Source organism: Serratia sp. BIGb0234, assembly GCF_024809915.1.
GTDB classification, from domain to species: domain Bacteria; phylum Pseudomonadota; class Gammaproteobacteria; order Enterobacterales; family Enterobacteriaceae; genus Serratia; species Serratia liquefaciens.
The window spans coordinates 134250-152973 of record NZ_JANUEI010000007.1 but is presented as its reverse complement, the minus strand read 5'-3'; the positions used below and the strand labels follow the sequence as shown (position 1 = coordinate 152973).

18 protein-coding genes are annotated in these 18724 nt (G+C 56.3%); 13 read left to right on the top strand and 5 right to left on the bottom strand.

Features of this window, described 5'->3' with window-relative positions:
* The first annotated feature begins 51 nt into the window (after positions 1 to 51).
* From yrfG to M2407_RS21490, 6 genes are all read left to right on the top strand, one after another.
* On the top strand, positions 52 to 732 hold the full coding sequence (gene yrfG, locus M2407_RS21515; RefSeq protein WP_046372475.1) for a GMP/IMP nucleotidase: 681 nt from the start codon (positions 52 to 54) through the stop codon (positions 730 to 732).
* Positions 729 to 1136 carry a ribosome-associated heat shock protein Hsp15 gene (gene hslR, locus M2407_RS21510; protein ID WP_020837348.1) on the top strand — a complete coding sequence of 136 codons (408 nt, stop codon included), beginning with the start codon at positions 729 to 731 and terminating at the stop codon, positions 1134 to 1136. The genes yrfG and hslR overlap by 4 nt, the downstream gene beginning before the upstream one ends.
* A gap of 25 nt (positions 1137 to 1161) precedes the next feature.
* Positions 1162 to 2040, top strand: coding sequence for an Hsp33 family molecular chaperone HslO (gene hslO / locus M2407_RS21505; RefSeq protein WP_259219697.1), 879 nt, complete (start codon positions 1162 to 1164; stop codon positions 2038 to 2040).
* 196 nt (positions 2041 to 2236) lie between these two features.
* Entirely contained in the window at positions 2237 to 3856 is a 1620-nt protein-coding gene (gene pckA, locus M2407_RS21500; protein WP_020837351.1) for a phosphoenolpyruvate carboxykinase (ATP), read from the top strand.
* Between the two features lie 127 nt (positions 3857 to 3983).
* On the top strand, positions 3984 to 4247 hold the full coding sequence (locus M2407_RS21495; protein WP_142816252.1) for a FitA-like ribbon-helix-helix domain-containing protein: 264 nt from the start codon (positions 3984 to 3986) through the stop codon (positions 4245 to 4247).
* The gene (locus M2407_RS21490) at positions 4244 to 4723 is read left to right on the top strand and encodes a type II toxin-antitoxin system VapC family toxin (protein WP_046372473.1); all 480 of its coding nucleotides are present in this window, start codon (positions 4244 to 4246) and stop codon (positions 4721 to 4723) included. Before M2407_RS21495 ends, M2407_RS21490 begins: the two co-directional genes overlap by 4 nt.
* Positions 4724 to 4757: 34 nt before the next feature.
* On the opposite strand, the gene envZ is transcribed toward M2407_RS21490, so the two are convergent.
* Both envZ and ompR read right to left on the bottom strand, forming a co-directional pair.
* Positions 4758 to 6128 carry a two-component system sensor histidine kinase EnvZ gene (gene envZ, locus M2407_RS21485; RefSeq protein WP_142816250.1) on the bottom strand — a complete coding sequence of 457 codons (1371 nt, stop codon included), beginning with the start codon at positions 6126 to 6128 and terminating at the stop codon, positions 4758 to 4760.
* Positions 6125 to 6844, bottom strand: a complete 720-nt coding sequence (gene ompR / locus M2407_RS21480; protein ID WP_004709363.1) for a two-component system response regulator OmpR — start codon at positions 6842 to 6844, stop codon at positions 6125 to 6127. Before ompR ends, envZ begins: the two co-directional genes overlap by 4 nt.
* A 416-nt stretch (positions 6845 to 7260) precedes the next feature.
* Between ompR and greB the strand changes: the two genes are divergently transcribed.
* From greB to M2407_RS21455, 5 genes are all read left to right on the top strand, one after another.
* Positions 7261 to 7734, top strand: a complete 474-nt coding sequence (gene greB, locus M2407_RS21475) for a transcription elongation factor GreB (protein ID WP_020837359.1) — start codon at positions 7261 to 7263, stop codon at positions 7732 to 7734.
* Positions 7735 to 7891: 157 nt separating this feature from the next.
* Positions 7892 to 10222: a Tex family protein gene (locus tag M2407_RS21470; RefSeq protein WP_046372471.1), complete on the top strand. Its 2331-nt coding sequence runs from the start codon at positions 7892 to 7894 to the stop codon at positions 10220 to 10222.
* A gap of 646 nt (positions 10223 to 10868) precedes the next feature.
* Complete coding sequence (gene feoA / locus M2407_RS21465) at positions 10869 to 11087, top strand: ferrous iron transporter A (RefSeq protein ID WP_020837362.1); 219 nt, start codon at positions 10869 to 10871, stop codon at positions 11085 to 11087.
* A gap of 71 nt (positions 11088 to 11158) precedes the next feature.
* Positions 11159 to 13474, top strand: coding sequence for a Fe(2+) transporter permease subunit FeoB (gene feoB / locus M2407_RS21460; RefSeq protein ID WP_020837363.1), 2316 nt, complete (start codon positions 11159 to 11161; stop codon positions 13472 to 13474).
* Positions 13474 to 13716, top strand: coding sequence for a FeoC-like transcriptional regulator (locus tag M2407_RS21455; RefSeq protein ID WP_044554790.1), 243 nt, complete (start codon positions 13474 to 13476; stop codon positions 13714 to 13716). The genes feoB and M2407_RS21455 overlap by 1 nt, the downstream gene beginning before the upstream one ends.
* A 37-nt stretch (positions 13717 to 13753) precedes the next feature.
* On the opposite strand, the gene M2407_RS21450 is transcribed toward M2407_RS21455, so the two are convergent.
* Positions 13754 to 14038, bottom strand: a complete 285-nt coding sequence (locus M2407_RS21450; protein WP_046372469.1) for a YdgH/BhsA/McbA-like domain containing protein — start codon at positions 14036 to 14038, stop codon at positions 13754 to 13756.
* Between the two features lie 260 nt (positions 14039 to 14298).
* A complete protein-coding gene (bioH, locus tag M2407_RS21445; protein ID WP_201895925.1) occupies positions 14299 to 15075 on the bottom strand; it encodes a pimeloyl-ACP methyl ester esterase BioH in 777 nt (258 codons plus the stop codon).
* A 42-nt stretch (positions 15076 to 15117) separates the two neighbouring features.
* On the opposite strand from bioH, the gene gntX reads away from it, so the two are divergent.
* Entirely contained in the window at positions 15118 to 15801 is a 684-nt protein-coding gene (gntX, locus tag M2407_RS21440; protein ID WP_046372467.1) for a DNA utilization protein GntX, read from the top strand.
* Positions 15802 to 15868: 67 nt separating this feature from the next.
* A complete protein-coding gene (gene nfuA / locus M2407_RS21435) occupies positions 15869 to 16444 on the top strand; it encodes a Fe-S biogenesis protein NfuA (protein ID WP_006328556.1) in 576 nt (191 codons plus the stop codon).
* 185 nt (positions 16445 to 16629) lie between these two features.
* Here the strand turns inward: nfuA and malQ are convergent, their stop codons facing one another.
* The gene (gene malQ / locus M2407_RS21430; protein WP_020837368.1) at positions 16630 to 18720 is read right to left on the bottom strand and encodes a 4-alpha-glucanotransferase; all 2091 of its coding nucleotides are present in this window, start codon (positions 18718 to 18720) and stop codon (positions 16630 to 16632) included.
* Positions 18721 to 18724: the final 4 nt, after the last annotated feature.

The window sequence follows — 18724 nt, the reverse complement described above, 5'->3', positions numbered from 1 at the left end:
CGCTATTCCCCTTATCCTGCGGACCCCCGACGGTTCGCCTATGGAGTTTTCATGGTTCCCGAGTTTGACTGGCGTGAAATTGATACCGTGCTGCTGGATATGGACGGCACCCTGCTCGATCTGGAGTTCGACAGCCACTTTTGGCTCAGCCTGGTGCCACAAGCCCTGAGCGAGCAGCGTGCTATTCCCTTCGACGAAGCGCGTAAAATCATTCACCAGGAATATCTGGCGGTGCAGCACACCATGAACTGGTACTGCTTCGACTACTGGAGCGAACGGCTGGATCTTGATATTTACCGCATGACCACGGAGGTCGGCAGCCGGGCACGCCTGCGTGAGGACACCGAGCCCTTTTTGCAGGCATTGCGAGCCGCAGGTCACCGGACTATCCTGTTGACCAATGCCCATCCGCACAGCCTGGCGGTAAAAATTGAGCATACCGGTTTGGATCGCCACCTTGATTTATTACTTTCTACCCACACATTTGGTTATCCGAAAGAAGATCAGCGTTTGTGGCAGGCCGTGCAGCAACACACCGGATTTGATCCGCAACGCACCCTGTTCGTCGACGACGGTGAACCTATTCTGGATGCTGCCCGCACCTTCGGTATTCGCTATTGCCTGGGCGTGCAGAATCCGGACTCCAGCATGGCGGAGAAAACCTTTCGACACTACCCGGCAATGCGCGACTACCGCCTGTTGATACCGGCGTTAGCCAAGGGGGAGCAATGAAAGATAAGGAAACACGGGACGACGCGGTCCGGCTGGATAAATGGCTTTGGGCGGCTCGTTTCTACAAAACCCGCGCGTTGGCGCGGGACATGATCGACGGCGGCAAGGTGCACTATAACGGACAGCGCGGTAAGCCGAGCAAGAATGTCGAGCTCAATGCCGAGATCAAGCTGCGTCAGGGTAACGATGAACGCACGGTGATCGTTCTGGCTCTGGCCAGCCAACGGCGCGGCGCCGACGAGGCGCAGCAGATGTATCAGGAAACCGAAGCCAGCATCGCCAATCGAGAGAAAGTGGCGCTCGCACGCAAGATGAATGCGCTGACCATGCCGCATCCGGACCGCCGTCCGGACAAGAAAGAGCGGCGCGACCTGATTAAATTTAAATTTGGTGAGCAGGAATAACCCCTCGCCGCAATGAGAGAAAACTATGTCTAACCATGACCAATTGCACCGTTACCTGTTTGAAAACTACGCGGTGCGCGGTGAGCTGGTTACCGTCAGCGAAACCTATCAGCAGGTCCTGAACAACCATGATTATCCGGCGCCGGTTAAAAAACTGCTGGGTGAACTGCTGGTAGCCACCAGCCTGCTGACCGCAACCTTGAAGTTCGACGGCGATATCACCGTACAATTGCAGGGTGACGGCCCGCTGAAGCTGGCCGTGATTAACGGCAACAACCGCCAGGAAATGCGTGGCGTAGCGCGCGTACAGAGCGAAATCGCCGATGACAGCACGCTGCATCAGTTGATCGGCAACGGCGTCATGGTGATCACCATCGCGCCAACCGAAGGCGAGCGCTATCAGGGCGTAGTGGCACTGGAAGGCGAAACGCTGGCCGAATGCCTTGAGGCTTACTTCCGCCAGTCCGAACAGCTGCCAACCCGTCTGTTCATTCGCACCGGCGAGTTCGAAGGCCAACCGGCCGGGGGCGGTATGTTGCTGCAGGTGCTGCCGGCACAGGACGGCAATGCCGATGATTTCGATCATCTGGTACAACTGACCAACACGGTGAAAAGCGAAGAGCTGTTCAGCCTGCCGGCCAATGAAGTGCTGTATCGCCTGTATCACCAGGAAGAAGTCACTCTGTATGAACCACAGGACGTGATCTTCCGTTGTACCTGTTCACGTCAGCGCTGCGCTGATGCGTTGGTCACCTTGCCAACCGACGAAGTGGCCCAAATGCTGGAGCAGGATGGCAATATCGATATGCACTGCGATTACTGCGGCAATCACTATGTGTTTGACGCCGTAGACGTCGCCGCCTTGTACACTGGTAACACCGGTGACAGCGATCAGTTGCACTAAGTAGCACCCCATATCGGCGGGCGCGCCCTGCGCCCGCTCATTCACCTCGTTTGCACGTTTGCTTTTTTCCGTGTGCTATCTCTCAGATCGTAACGAAAAACCGACTAAAACGTTAAATATTTGATACCTATCGCGGTTACTCGCTGCTGAATCCCTACAATTGGCGCCAGAAATTCTGTGACCAAGGAGTAGTGACATGCGTGTTAAAGGTATAACCCCTCAGGATTTGGCCGCTTATGGGATTCATAACGTCGGCGAAATCGTTCACAACCCGAGTTATGACTTGCTGTTCAAGGAAGAAACAGACCCATCTCTGGAAGGTTATGAGCGTGGGGTCGTAACCAAGCTGGGTGCTGTATCCGTCGACACCGGTATTTTTACCGGCCGTTCCCCGAAAGATAAGTACATCGTCCGTGACGACATCACCCGCGACACCGTCTGGTGGGCCGATCAGGGTAAAGGCAAAAACGACAACAAACCCCTCAGTCCGGAAATTTGGGCTGACCTGAAACAGCTGGTCACCACGCAGCTCTCCGGCAAACGCCTGTTTGTGGTGGATACCTTCTGCGGCGCCAACGCCGACTCACGCTTGAAAGTCCGCTTTATCACCGAGGTTGCCTGGCAGGCGCACTTCGTCAAAAACATGTTCATTCGCCCGACGGAAGAAGAACTGCAGGATTTCGAACCGGACTTCGTGGTGATGAACGGCGCCAAATGCACTAACCCGAACTGGCAGCAACAGGGCCTGAACTCGGAAAACTTTGTCGCTTTCAACCTGACCGAACGCATGCAGCTGATTGGTGGCACCTGGTACGGCGGCGAAATGAAAAAGGGTATGTTCTCCATGATGAACTACCTGCTGCCGCTGAAAGGCATCGCTTCCATGCACTGCTCGGCTAACGTGGGTGAAAAAGGTGACGTGGCGGTGTTCTTCGGCCTGTCCGGCACCGGCAAAACCACCCTGTCTACCGATCCAAAACGCCAGTTGATTGGCGATGACGAACACGGCTGGGATGACGACGGCGTGTTCAACTTCGAAGGCGGTTGCTACGCCAAAACCATCAAGCTGTCCGAAGAAGCCGAGCCGGATATCTATCACGCCATCAAACGCGATGCGCTGCTGGAAAACGTCACGGTGCTGGCCGACGGTACGATTGATTTCAACGACGGCTCGAAAACCGAAAACACCCGTGTTTCCTACCCGATCTATCACATCCAGAATATCGTCAAGCCAGTTTCCAAGGCCGGCCACGCCACCAAGGTGATTTTCCTGACTGCGGACGCCTTCGGCGTGTTGCCACCGGTTTCTCGCCTGACCGCCAACCAGACCCAGTACCACTTCCTGTCCGGCTTTACCGCCAAGCTGGCCGGTACCGAGCGCGGCGTGACCGAGCCGACCCCAACCTTCTCCGCCTGCTTCGGCGCAGCCTTCCTGTCGTTGCACCCAACGCAATACGCAGAAGTCCTGGTGAAGCGCATGCAGGCTGCGGGTGCCCAGGCCTACCTGGTCAACACCGGCTGGAACGGCACCGGTAAACGCATTTCGATCAAAGATACTCGCGGTATTATCGATGCGATCCTCAGCGGTGAAATCGATAAGGCAGAAACCATTACCCTGCCGATCTTCGATCTGGCGATGCCAACCTCACTGCCGGGCGTCAACCCGGATATCCTGGATCCGCGCGCCACTTACGCCAGCATTGAGCAATGGCAAGAGAAGGCACAGGATCTGGCCGAGCGTTTTGTCACCAACTTTGACAAATACACCGACACTCCAGCGGGTGCAGCGCTGGTCAGCGCCGGTCCAAAACTGTAATAGCTTCCTTTTACAGCTTCAGCTAAGGCGTGGATATCACGCCTTTTTTTATTTTTATTGGTTGTTTTTTTGATCGACGCAAAGAGATAATAATGCAGTGCAATCATTGATAGCAACGGAGGTTTCAATGGCTACCATAACCGTCAGAAATCTGGACGACGAAGTAAAGGAGTTGCTGCGCGTCTCGGCAGCAAAAAATGGCCATTCCATGGAGGAGGAAGCTCGCATGATTTTGAAACAGGCATTAGTGAAAAAACCGCCGCGTTATGGGTTAGGCACCTGGATGCATCAACACTTTGCCGAGTTGGGCGGGGTTGAACTGGAGATCCCACCGCGCGATACCACGCCGCCGCGTATTGTCACCTTTGACGACGACGATGACCAATTATGATTATTCTCGATACCAACGTGGTTTCAGAAACGTTGCGCCCCAACCCGCACTATAACGTCATCAGATGGCTGAATGAAAAAGACAATGATGAGCTTTATCTGAGTGCGATAGTTCTCGCCGAGTTGTTCAGTGGAGTTGCCTGTATGCCTGATGGGAAACGGCAGCGCGAATTCAAACACAAGCTGGCGGAGGCAGTGCAGATTAGATTTGATGAGCAAACCCTGCCATTTGATACACTCTGCGCACTGCAATACGCGGAACTTATGGAGAAAAATCAGCGTCAGGGCCGGCTAATGGGCATCGTCGATACCCAAATCGCCGCCACCTGCCTGCATTACGGTGCCACCCTGGCCACGCGCAATACCCAAAACTTTATCCATTGCGGCATTGAGTTAATCGATCCCTGGCAGGCCACGACGGGCCGGCGTCTGCATGAAGAGGCAGCGGAATACTACGTGATGAGCAGGAAGTCCTGACGGGGGCGCAAACTGCGGCCCCCAGACAAAAAGATTACGCGCTGTCCTTCGGGGTCTGATGCCCATTGCCCGACTCTTTTTTCTCCATCGGTAACGGAATATAAGCCCGAATCAACAGCCCACCGCGTTCGCTGGTGCCGATATCCAGTGCGCCATGATGCCCATCGATAATACGCTGTACGATAGCCAGGCCCAGCCCGGTCCCGCTGGTACTGCGCGCGCTGTCACCACGAACAAATGGCTGCAACAGATGCTTCAGCTCTTCCGGTTTAATGCCCGGGCCGTCGTCTTCCACCTGGAACCAGCCGCGCTGCAGCTCACGGCCGCTGCTGACTTTGATCCAGCCGTTGCCGTAACGCGCCGCATTCACCACCATATTCACCGCTGCACGCTTGATCGACAACGGATGCACATTCATCATCAGTTCGCCCGGCGCCAAAGCGGTTTCAATCACCCGCTCATAGCCACTCTCGGCAGCCACCACTTCGCCCAGAATGCTATTCAAATCGCTGATTTCTGTCTGCATCTCCTGGCCGGTGCGCAGATAATCAATAAACTGCTCAATGATGTCGTTGCACTCTTCAATATCTTTATTGATCGACTCCGCCAGGTAGCCGTCTTCGGCACTCATCATCTCGGTCGCCAGACGGATACGCGTCAGTGGCGTACGCAGGTCGTGGCTCACCCCGGCCATCAGCAATGTGCGGTCGTCCGCCAGCTGCTTGACGCCCGACGCCATCTGATTAAAGGCCCGCGTTACCGAACGGACTTCCGATGCGCCATACTCACGCAGCGGCGGTGGAATGATGCCCTTGCCCACCTGCAAAGCGGCATGCTCAAGCTCCACCAGCGGGCGGTTCTGAATACGGATAAACAGCCAGGCGCCACCTATGGCCAACAGCATAATCGCCAGGGTATAGCGGAACAGCGGCGAGAAATCGCCCTGGTGAATTTCAGTCAGTGGAACACGCACCCAGATATCCGGTTGCAGCCAGGTTTTCAGCCACACCACCGGTGAGTTTTTGTTTACTTCCACCCGCACGTCGGTGGGCCCGCCGAGCTGCTGCGCCATTTGCTGGCTGAGGAATTGGTAGTGCTGCGCCCAGCGCAGACCGCTCTCTTCCGCCGCAGAATTGGTGTAGAGAGAAATGCCCAGTTCGCGATAGATTTCGCGACGGAACGCCGGCGGTACTTCCAGCAAAGTACCATCCTCCAGCTGCAGCCGGTCGGTCATCAGCATACGAACTTCGTAGGCCAACACCTTATTGAACTGCTGCAGGCTGGGCAGGATGGCGAAGTTCAGCACCACCAGATAGGTCGTCACCAGGCTGACGAACAGCAAGGTGACGATCAATAGCAGGGTTCGGGCAAACGAGCTACGCGGTGAAAAGCGCAATCGTCTCATGCCTTGCTGCCGTCCGGGACGAAGACGTAGCCAAGACCCCAAACGGTCTGGATGTAGCGTGGATGCGCAGGATCTTCCTCAACCATGCGACGCAAACGAGAAATTTGCACGTCGATGGAGCGTTCCATGGCGCTGTATTCACGGCCGCGGGCCAGGTTCATCAGCTTATCGCGCGAAAGCGGTTCGCGAGGATGGCTCACCAGCGCCTTCAGCACTGCGAATTCGCCGCTGGTCAACGGCATAGGCTCGTCTTCGCGGAACATTTCGCGGGTGCCGAGGTTCAGTTTGAATTTACCAAAGGCGATCACCGCCTCTTCCTGTGAAGGAGCGCCCGGCAGTTCATTGGCCTGACGGCGCAACACCGCACGGATGCGGGCCAGCAGTTCACGTGGGTTGAAGGGTTTTGGGATGTAATCGTCAGCGCCGATTTCCAGGCCAACGATACGGTCGACTTCTTCACCTTTGGCGGTCACCATAATGATCGGCATAGGGTTGCTTTGGCTGCGCAGACGGCGGCAGATGGAAAGACCATCTTCGCCCGGCAACATCAGGTCAAGCACCATCAGGTGGAATGATTCACGAGTCAGCAAGCGATCCATTTGCTCAGCGTTGGCTACGCTGCGAACCTGAAAACCCTGTTCGGTTAAATAACGCTCTAAAAGCGCACGCAGGCGCATGTCATCATCGACGACCAGAATCTTATGATTCTCTTGCATTGTATTACTCCCAAAGGCTTTATTGCCTGACGTGAATATTGTTAAAAAACCCTGTCATTTCGGACAGCGTTTAATGGTATATATTCTAGACGAAATTGTTACAAAGCTTATTCTTTTGCCCATTTATCAACAATTTTCATCAAAATGCCCGCGACGATTCGCCAAAATCACGATGCGCATAGGTTAAATTTAGAAGCACTGCGTCTTTTGGCTGGCGGCATACCCGACGGCTGATTCGGCAGTGTAACTCAGCCGGGGCGATAAGAAACGCCAGCACCGGCAATTTTGCGCGTGGCCGATGATTAACGCTCATTGGATTGTGCAACAGCAGCCTACAGCCCGATGCGAGTTTGTGCGACACTTTGCCAACGCAATGACGTCCTTCCCTTTGATATGCCCCTAAAGGAGGAACCACGATGAGAACGCAGCTGATAACCCGCGAAGGTTACGACAAGCTAAAGCAGGAATTAGACTTTCTCTGGCGCGAAGATCGGCCAGAGGTCACCAAAAAAGTGACCTGGGCAGCCAGCCTCGGCGACAGAAGTGAAAATGCCGATTATCAGTACAACAAAAAACGGCTGCGGGAAATCGATCGCCGCGTACGCTACCTGACCAAATGCCTCGAGCAATTAAAGATTGTCGATTACTCCCCGCAGCAGGAAGGCAAAGTGTTTTTCGGTGCCTGGGTGGTAGTGGAAAACGAGGACGGCGACACTAAACGCTTTCGCATCGTCGGCTATGACGAGATTTTTGGCCGCCGAGACTACATCTCCATCGATTCGCCCATGGCCCGCGCGCTGCTTAAAAAAGAAGTGGGTGATGCCGCCACCGTTAATACGCCAGTCGGCGATGCCCTGTGGTACGTGAATGAGATCGAGTACGTAAAATAAGATTTCAGTTTTTTCCGAGCGACCGCCCGCCGCCGCAGTACAGGCCGCTTTACGCGCTATGACTGTCGAGAGGCGGCCCGCTCCACTGGCATTTTCCCCGCGCAATCCGTATAACTGTCCCCCTGTTTACCAACCGTTCTCAACAGATACCAGACTTATGAATGACCCACTGAGCCGCATTATTGCAACAGAACTGCAGGCCCGGCCGGAGCAAGTTGACTCCGCCATCCGTCTGCTGGATGAAGGTAATACCGTGCCCTTTATTGCACGCTATCGTAAGGAAGTCACCGGGGGTCTGGACGATACCCAACTGCGCCAGCTGGAAACCCGCCTGGGTTATCTGCGTGAACTGGAAGACCGCCGTCAGACCATCCTTAAATCGATCGACGAGCAGGGCAAACTGACCGAACAGCTGGCGACGGCGATCACCGCCACGCAAAGCAAAACCGAACTCGAAGACCTCTACCTGCCTTACAAACCGAAGCGCCGCACCCGCGGCCAGATCGCGATTGAAGCCGGTCTGGAGCCTCTGGCGGACACGCTGTGGCAGGATCCTCAGCAGCAACCTGAACAGTTGGCCGAAGGTTACGTTAATGCAGACAAGGGCGTAGCGGACGTAAAAGCCGCCCTCGACGGCGCGCGTTATATCCTGATGGAGCGCTTCGCCGAAGATGCCGCATTACTGGCCAAGGTCCGTAACTACCTGTGGAAACATGCGCACCTGGTGTCCAAAGTGGTGGAAGGCAAGGAAGAAGCCGGGGCCAAGTTCCGCGACTATTTCGATCATCATGAACCCATTGCCCAGGTGCCATCGCACCGTGCGCTGGCCATGTTCCGCGGCCGTAACGAAGGCGTACTGCAGCTGGCGCTGAATGCCGATCCGCAGTTTGAAGAAGCCCCACGCGAAAGCCAGGCGGAGCAGATCATCATCAGCCACCTGGATCTGCGCCTGAATGATGCTCCGGCGGATGCCTGGCGCAAAGCGGTGGTCAACTGGACCTGGCGTATCAAGGTGCTGCTGCATCTGGAAACCGAACTGATGAGCACGGTGCGCGAACGCGCGGAAGACGAAGCGATCAACGTCTTTGCCCGTAACATGCATGACCTGCTGATGGCGGCCCCGGCCGGTATGCGCGCCACCATGGGGCTGGATCCGGGCCTGCGTACCGGGGTCAAAGTGGCGGTAGTCGATGCTACCGGCAAGCTGGTCGCCACCGACACCGTGTACCCGCACACCGGTCAGGCCGCTAAAGCCGCCGCCATCGTCGCCGCCCTGTGCATCAAGCATAAAGTGGAGCTGGTCGCCATCGGCAACGGCACCGCATCGCGCGAGACCGAACGTTTTTACCTCGACCTGCAACAGCAGTTCAGCGAAGTCAAAGCACAAAAGGTGATCGTCAGCGAAGCCGGCGCTTCGGTGTACTCCGCTTCCGAACTGGCGGCGCTGGAATTCCCTAACCTCGACGTCTCGCTGCGCGGTGCGGTATCCATCGCACGTCGTCTGCAGGATCCGCTGGCCGAGCTGGTCAAAATCGATCCGAAATCCATCGGCGTCGGCCAGTATCAGCATGACGTCAGCCAAAGCCAACTGGCGAAAAAACTCGATTCCGTGGTCGAAGACTGCGTGAACGCCGTCGGTGTGGATCTGAATACCGCCTCGGTGCCGCTGCTAACCCGCGTAGCCGGCCTGACGCGCATGATGGCGCAGAATATTGTCACCTGGCGTGACGAAAACGGCCGCTTCAGCAACCGCGAACAGCTGCTGAAAGTCAGTCGCTTGGGGCCGAAAGCCTTTGAACAGTGCGCCGGCTTCTTGCGTATCAACCACGGTGACAACCCACTGGACGCCTCGACCGTTCACCCGGAAACCTACCCGGTGGTCGAACGCATTCTGGCCGCAACTCATCAGGCTCTGCAGGATCTGATGGGCAACCCGGCGGCGGTGCGCAGCCTGAAGGCCAGCGACTTTACCGACGAGAAGTTCGGTGTGCCGACGGTGACCGACATCCTGAAGGAGCTGGAGAAGCCGGGCCGCGATCCGCGTCCGGAATTCAAAACCGCAACCTTTGCCGAAGGGGTGGAAACCCTCAACGACCTGCAGCCGGGAATGATCCTGGAAGGTTCGGTCACCAACGTCACCAACTTCGGTGCCTTTGTTGATATCGGCGTGCATCAGGATGGGCTGGTGCATATCTCCTCGCTGGCGGACAAGTTTGTCGAAGATCCGCACACCGTGGTGAAAGCCGGTGACATCGTCAAAGTGAAGGTGATGGAAGTGGACCTGCAACGTAAACGCATTGCATTGAGCATGCGTCTGGACGAGCAACCGGGTGAAGGTTCCCCACGGCGCGGTGGCAATTCAGCGCCGGCCAAGGACAACACCTCGCGACCGCAGGCCAATAAGTCCAAACCGCGTGGCGCTAACACCTCGGCAGGCAACAGCGCCATGGGTGACGCACTGGCGGCGGCCTTTGGCAGAAAGTCGTAGTCAGGCGGCCAGCAGAAAACGCATGAGACACAGGGAGGGGGTTAACCCCTCCCTTTTCCGCTAAATACCCTCATCATTTTTTGACCCGCCTCAATAAACCCGCATTTTTATTCGCTGCCGCCGACAGCCCTGATAATTCCGGTTTTAAGCCTGAAAGCCACGCTAAATAGCCATTTATTAACATCTCTATTAACATTAAATTCTCATTCCGGTATTTCTCAGCGAAACACAAATGCTTAGCGCTCGTATTCAGCCGGCAATATGTTGCCTAATAAATACCGATATTGACGTCACTGAATCAAAGCTGTCGAATCTGTCACTACTTTTTTCAAACCGGAAAAATTCACTACAAATACGTAACTGATTTAACTCACCATTCGCATTTGCACCCCACCAGGCTGGGTGATAAAAATAGCGCTGTCAGGCAATTGCATTCTCTAAATGTGATCGCCACAACCTTTGGTTACCAATACCCCTATTTTTTGTATTGAATACGATAATTATTCTCACTATTATTATTTTGCGTGTTCACTGCATTGCCTCATGGATTGAAAGCGTCGGCAGCCCGTGGTTTTTATCTCGGGACTGCCATTGGAACGTTCTTTTATCATCACCAGCCCAATAGCCTGGGCTTAGAGAAGGTTACATGCATCTTCTGCCTAAACGGTCTTATAAGATCGCCGGCTTCGCCAATGAAATCGGCCCGGCTTATCGCCAAAAACTTTTATCCCTCGGCATGCTGCCGGGCTCGTCTTTTGAAGTGGTACGCGTCGCACCATTGGGTGATCCCATAGAAATAAAAACCCGCCGCGTCAGCCTGGTGCTGCGCAGGAAAGATCTGGCCCTGATCCTGCTCGACGGCTAGTCCTGAGCCGCCTTGCTTTGGCCATGCATCTTGCCTGGCCCAATTTCCATTGACTGATATCACGCTAAATTATGAAAAAACTCACTATTGGCTTAATAGGCAACCCCAACTCCGGTAAAACTACGCTGTTCAACCAGCTGACCGGGGCACGCCAGCGGGTCGGTAACTGGGCGGGCGTGACGGTAGAACGCAAAGAAGGACTGTTCACCACGCCGCAATCACAGGTCAAACTGGTCGATCTGCCCGGCACCTACTCCCTGACCACCATCTCGGAGCAAACCTCACTCGACGAACAAATTGCCTGCCACTACATTCTGAGCGGCGACGCCGATCTGCTGATCAACGTGGTCGATGCTTCCAATCTGGAACGCAATCTATACCTGACGCTGCAACTGCTGGAGCTGGGCATCCCCTGCATTGTCGCGCTGAATATGTTGGATATCGCCAAAAGCCAAAAAATTAATATCGATATCGCGGCACTGTCGGCGCGTCTCGGCTGTCCGGTGGTGCCGATGGTGTCCACCAAAGCCGACGGCATTGGCGTGCTGAAGCAGATGATCGACAATCATCAATTCAATGAATTAAAAGCGCTGGTGAACTACCCGCCGCTGCTGCTCAAGGAAATGACCACGCTGAGCGACGCCATGCCGCAGACCCTGCCAAGCGAGCAACGTCGCTGGCTGGCGCTGCAGATGCTGGAAGGTGATATCTACAGCCACCAGCTTGCCGGCCCTGCGGCGGCCCTGCTGCCGGCGGCCAAACAGGCGCTGCAGCGGCAACAGCAGGAAGATCCTGCACTGGTGATTGCCGATGCGCGTTATCAGTCAATCGCCACCCTGTGCGATGCCGTGAGCAATTCACAACAGGCCATGCCGAACCGTCTGACCGAAGCGCTGGATAAAGTGATCCTCAACCGCTGGTTAGGGGTGCCCATCTTCCTGCTGGTGATGTATTTGATGTTCCTGCTGGCCATCAACCTCGGCGGCGCACTGCAGCCGATCTTCGATATCGGGTCAGCGGCAATCTTTATTCAGGGTATTCAATGGCTGGGCTATACCCTGCACTTCCCTGAATGGTTGACCATTTTCCTGGCGCAGGGGGTCGGAGGTGGTATCAACACCGTGCTGCCGCTGGTGCCGCAAATCGGCATGATGTACCTGTTCCTGTCGTTCCTCGAAGACTCCGGCTATATGGCGCGTGCGGCATTCGTGATGGACCGTCTGATGCAGGCGCTCGGGTTGCCCGGCAAGTCCTTCGTGCCGCTGATCGTCGGCTTCGGCTGTAACGTGCCTTCGATCATGGGCGCACGTACGCTGGATGCGCAGCGCGAACGCCTGATTACCATCATGATGGCGCCCTTCATGTCCTGCGGGGCTCGGCTGGCGATCTTCGCCGTGTTTGCCGCTGCTTTCTTTGGCCAGGATGGCGCAGGCGTGGTGTTCTCTTTGTATATGCTGGGTATTGTGGTGGCAATCCTCACCGGTCTGGTATTGAAGTACACCATCATGCGCGGTGAAGCTTCCCCCTTCGTGATGGAGTTGCCGGTTTACCACGTGCCACACCTGAAAAGCCTGCTGCTGCAAACCTGGCAGCGCCTGAAAGGCTTTGTGCTACGTGCCGGTAAGGTGATTGTGGTTGCCAGCATCTTTATTGGCGGCCTGAACAGCTTTTCGTTCAGCGGCAAGCCGGTAGATAACATTAATGACTCGGCGCTGGCGTCGGTGTCCAAAGTATTGACGCCGCTGCTGAAACCGATGGGCGTGCACAGTGACAACTGGCAGGCTACCGTCGGCCTGGTGACCGGGGCCATGGCGAAAGAAGTGGTGGTCGGTACGCTAAATACCCTGTACACCGCCGAACATATCAACAGCACCGAATTTGATGCCGCCAACTTTAACCTGCTGGATGAACTGGGTGGCGCATTGGACACCACCTGGCAAGGGCTGAAAGACACCTTCAGCCTGAGCGTACTGTCCAACCCGATTGAGGCCAGCAAGGGCGATGGGGAAATGGACGTCGGCTCAATGGGCGTTATGAGCAGCAAATTCGGCTCCGGGGTTTCCGCCTACAGCTACCTGATCTTTGTGTTGCTGTACGTCCCTTGCGTCTCGGTGATGGGGGCCATCGCCCGCGAATCCAGCCGCGGCTGGATGACCTTCTCCATTCTCTGGGGGCTGAACGTCGCCTACTCGCTGGCCACGCTGTTTTATCAGATTGCCACCTTCAGCCAGCATCCGCAGTACAGCCTGGCGGCGATCGCCATCGTGGTGTTATTCAATCTGCTGATTCTGTTCGGCCTGCGCCGGGCACGTAGTCGGGTCACGGTACGCCTGAGCAACGCCACCCCGGCAGCCTGCTGTCAGGGCGCCAAGGGCAACTGCCACTAATGGCCGGCCTGCTGCAGATCCGCGACGCATTGGCGCTGCACGGTAGCGTACAGGCGCTTCAGCTCAGCCGTCAGCTGGCGGCTCCGCTGCCGCTGGTGCAGGCAATGCTGGAGCGTTTGGTCGCAATGGGGAAAGTGGAGCGCATCGAGCAGGATAACAGCGCCTGCCTGAGCGGCAGTTGCAAAAGCTGTCCGGAAGGCAAAGCGTGCAGCAGTACGGTGATATATCGGTTAAAACACTGAGAGGTGGGGCGCGGCACGAGGCGCGCCCCCTTCTTGATTATTGCTTGTCTTTGTACACTTCGGCGATAGCACTGAACTTGCCGTGCTCACGGCCTGCCAGGATCACGTAATATTGTCCGCCTTTTTCATCAGCCAGTTTGGACAGTTCTTCTTTTGCATCCATCGGCGATGTGGTTTGTGCGGTGGTAGTTACCGTACCGATCTTCTCATATTTACCCGGATTCTTATCCAGGTCTTCCTTGGTCAGCAAGGTTGCCGCCAGGGTGCTGAAAGACACGGAACCCACAACTAACGCTGCAACAATCATTTTCAAAGATTTCATTACCATACCTCTCAAGGGATAATTTATTTGTTATGAAAGCCGTCCAGAGTAAATGCGCGATAACACTGGCTGCCGTGACATCTTCGGACCTCGTTGCTTTCCCTGACGAGACCGTTTTCCCAGAGACGAAACGCCGAATGAAAATACGCACGCGTTTTTTCATTGTGCAGCCAACGCAGTTACCCACCTAAGTATTGAACAGGTTTATTTTTTATCCACTAAGCGGCTCTTTTTTTAGCGCTTTATTGTGCGATTTTGGGTCAGATCCCATTTTCTGCCACAAAAGTGCCAATAATTTCTGCAAATTCATCAGGGTGGGAAATGAATGGTGCATGAGCTGCTTTTGCAATGATGATTGATGGCGAGTTTGGCCACTTGGCATCAAGCAGTTCTGCCACCTTACGCGGCACCAAACCGTCCAGATAACCGTAAACCCGCAACAGCGGCAACGGCAGCTTGGCCAGTGGCTGGCGCAAATCGGCCATTCGCAGTATTTCCAGCCCACCGTTTAATACCTCAACGCTTGGCATCGGTTGGTTAAGCACCACCGATTTCAGCAAGCGGGCATCTTGCCGCGCGCTTTCCGTTCCCAGCGTCTGCAATGCCAGAAAACGCTCTACGGTACGCTGAAAATCCTGCCCCAGCTGATGCTGGAAACCGCTCAACACCTCCGAGCGGATCCCCGGCCAGTCATCCTGAGCGGCAAAACAGGGTGATGAAGCCACGGTGATCAACCCGCTCACCCGTTGCGGCTGCAACAGCGCAATCTGGCTGGCCACCAGCCCGCCCAGCGACCAGCCCAGCCACCAGGCCTGCGCCGGTGCCGCGGCCATCACGGTTTCCGCCATCTGTTCGAGTGACATAGGGCCAAACCCCTGGCTACGGCCATAGCCCGGAAGGTCGACCAGATGCAGGCGGAAATGCGGCGTCAGCCGCTCAATCATGCAATGCCACACTTCGGCATTCAGCCCCCAGCCGTGGAGCAGCACAAGATCGCGATCGCCTTCACCTATTGTTTGCCAGTACAACGCACTCATCCGTTATTGTCCTTTCATTCTCATCCGTCAGGGAGGACGGTTATGCTATCAATCCAGAGCCGCTGTTGGCTATGCCGACAGTCGCTGCGTCTTTATGGTCAGGGTATCTGCAGCTACTGCCTGCGTCACATGCCCGCCAAACCTTTGTGCTGCCCGCGCTGCGGCCTGCCCGCTGGCGATGCCAGATTGCCCTGTGGCCGCTGCCTGCAACAGCCGCCACCCTGGCAGGCGCTGGTGTTCGTCAATGACTACGCCGCGCCGCTGCGCCAGTTGATAAAAAAGTTCAAGTTTCAGCACACGCCGGAACTGGCCCCGCTGCTGGCGCGGCTAATCCTGCTGAACTGGCAACAGGCGCATCGAGAGCAATATCTGAACAGACCCGATATCATTTTAGCGGTACCCTTACAGGCAAAACGTTGCTGGCGGCGCGGCTATAATCAGAGCGATCTGCTGGCGCGGCCACTGGCCCACTGGTTAGGGTGCGATTACCGCCCCGCAGCCCTGAGCCGGGTGCGTAAAACGGCTCCGCAGCAACGGCTATCGGCCCGCGCGCGGCGGCGCAATTTGCGTGGTGCGTTTCGTTGCCATGAAGCCATGGCGGGCCGACACGTCGCGCTGCTGGATGATGTGGTGACGACCGGCAGTACGGTCATGGAAATCGCCAAGTTGTTGCAGCAGCAGGGAGCCGCATCGATCCAGATCTGGTGCGTTTGCCGCACGTTGTAGTACCAGGGCAATGGGCGTATTATAACCTAGTATTAAAGTCAACTATTTGAACTAACGAGCTAATGCCATGATTCGTATAACAGATACTGCACAGGAACACTTTGCCAAACTGCTGGCAAACCAAGAGGAAGGCACCCAAATCCGCGTATTCGTGATCAACCCGGGTACGCCTACGGCCGAATGCGGTGTCTCTTATTGCCCGCCGGACGCCGTTGAAGCGACAGATACCGAGCTGAAGTTCGAAAAGCTGTCCGCCTATATCGACGAGCTGAGCAAACCGTATCTGGAAGATGCCGAAATCGACTTCGTCACCGACCAACTGGGCTCGCAGCTGACGCTGAAAGCGCCAAACGCCAAAATGCGCAAGGTAGACGACAATGCGCCGCTGATGGAGCGTGTTGAATACGTGCTGCAGTCGCAGATCAACCCACAGCTGGCTGGCCACGGCGGCCGTGTGACCCTGATGGAAATCACCGACGATAGCCTGGCTATCCTGCAGTTTGGCGGCGGTTGTAACGGTTGTTCAATGGTCGATGTGACCCTGAAGGAAGGCATCGAGAAAGAGCTGCTGCAGAAGTTCCCTGAACTGAAAGGCGTGCGCGATTTGACCGAGCACCAGCGCGGCGAGCACTCTTACTACTGATACCCTTCTTACTTGAAGTTGCAGCGTTGTTGGCTGCGTGCACTTACCCCAGTCACTTACCTGAGTAAGCTCCTGGGGATGCTCGCACTTGCCGCCTAGCTGCAACTCCAATTAATTTGGGTATCTACCATTTGCATGAGAGCTTAAGTTCTCATGCCCCGTCTTTAATACACAATGGCTCTCTGTTACCCCACCGAGACCTTGCGACGCCGCTTGTCCAAATCCTTCAGCAGGCGATTGACCTGCTGATCGGCAAACATCTCTTCCAGCGTTTTGGTCAGTTTTCGCCGCCAGTTTGGGTACTGATCGCTGGTGCCGGGAATATTGACCGGATCCGCCATATCCAGCCAGTCTTCCGGCTGCAGACCCAGCAAGGCGCTGGCGCTGTCGGCGACATAGCGCTGCAAACCACGATTAAGCAGCGGGCTCATATTCAACAACGCCGCCTTTTTGCCCACTTTCTGCGGCACACAGCCATAGTGATGTAAGCCATCCAGTAGCCCCTGCTTGGCACGTTCGCGATCGGCGAACAGCTCTTTCAGGATCTCCGCATCCGGATACAGCCCCAGCTTGTTGCCGAGCTTCAGATCGCCACTTTGCCAATAGCCGCGCAGCGTCGGCAGGTCGTGCGTGGTGATGGTCGCCATCGCCTGAACCGGATAGGCCTGCGGGGCGCGGAAGTGGTTCTCGCCGTCGCGTTCGAAGTACAGCACCTTGTAGGAATAAACGCCGCTGTCGCGCAGCTTGCCGACGATTTCCACCGGAACGGTACCGAGGTCCTCGCCAATCACCATGCAGCGGTGACGTTGACTTTCCAGCGCCAGCACCGCCAGCAGGTCATCGACCGGGTATTTCACGTAGGCGCCGTGAACGGCGGTTTCACCGTAAGGGATCCACCATAAACGCAGTAACGCCATCACATGATCAATACGCAGCGCACCACAGCTGGTCATATTGGCGCGCAGCAGATCGATAAACGGCTGATAGCCGCGCGCCGCCATCACATGCGGATCCATCGGCGGCAGCCCCCAGTTTTGCCCCAGCGGCCCGAGAATGTCCGGCGGTGCGCCAACCGAGGCCTTCAGGCAATACAGCTCGCGTTCGCACCAGGTTTCCGCGCCCCCTTCCGCCACGCCGACCGCCAGATCGCGATACAGGCCAATCGGCATCTGCTGTTGCTGACTTTGGCGGAAACAATCGGCGAACTGACTGGCAGCCAACCACTGCAGCCACAGGTAAAATTGCACCTGTTCTTGCTGCTGCTGACAAAATTGCTTTACCGCAGCGCTATCACCCTGCTGATATTCTTCCGGCCAGGCCGGCCAGCCCCACAGGCTGTCATCCGCAGCCGCAAGATGAGCATGTAGCGCGTCGAATGCCGCCTGCTGATACAAACTTTCGCCGCCGTCGATAACAAACTGCTCGAATGCCTGACGTTGAGAGTCAGCGGCTTTACGCGCCTGGAACAGCGGGAATGCCAGTTGCAACGCCGCCAGCTTAAGCTGCGTCACCTTGCCGTAATCCACCCGATCGCTGGCACGGGCCTCGGCCAACTTTTTTTGCGTTGCCGGTTTCAGCCACCATTGCTGGGCGGCTTCGTTGCGCTGGAAATCTTCCACCGCGTTCACGTCAATATAGATGACGTTCAACCAGCGTCGCGACGACGGGCTATACGGGCTGGCGCTTTCCGGGTTAGCCGGGTACAGCGAGTGAATCGGATTCAGCCCGACAAAAGCGCCGCCCCGTTCACCGACCTGCTCCACCATCTGGCGCAAGTCGCCAAAGTCACCGATGCCCCAGTTGCGATCGGAGCGAAGAGTGTAAAGCTGGACGCAAGCGCCCCACAGCTTCTTGCCGGTCAACAAGGCATCCGGTTCGAAGCAGCGTTTCGGCGCCACAATCAACCGGCACTGCCACTGCTGTTCACCCTGTGTCAGCGTCAGTTGATGATAGCCCGTTGGCAATTCAGCCGGCAGGGTGAACGTTTTGCGTGCGCTGGCGCGGCCTTGCTGCCGGCCGCCGTCTTCGCGCAGCAGCGTCCACTGATACTCTCCGCTGCCCGCCAGCGGCAATGCCACCGGCGCGCCCTGATAAAACACCTTCACCGCCGGCAGCGGCGTCACCGCAGGCTCCTGCGGTGACGCGCTTCGGCCCATGGCGTCCAGCAGCCTGCGCTTGGTGTCTTCAGCGATCGCCTGCTGTTGACCATGGGCGTTAATATAATCGGCAGCGATACCCGCCTGAGCTGCCGCCTGATCGATGACCTTGCGATCCATTCGC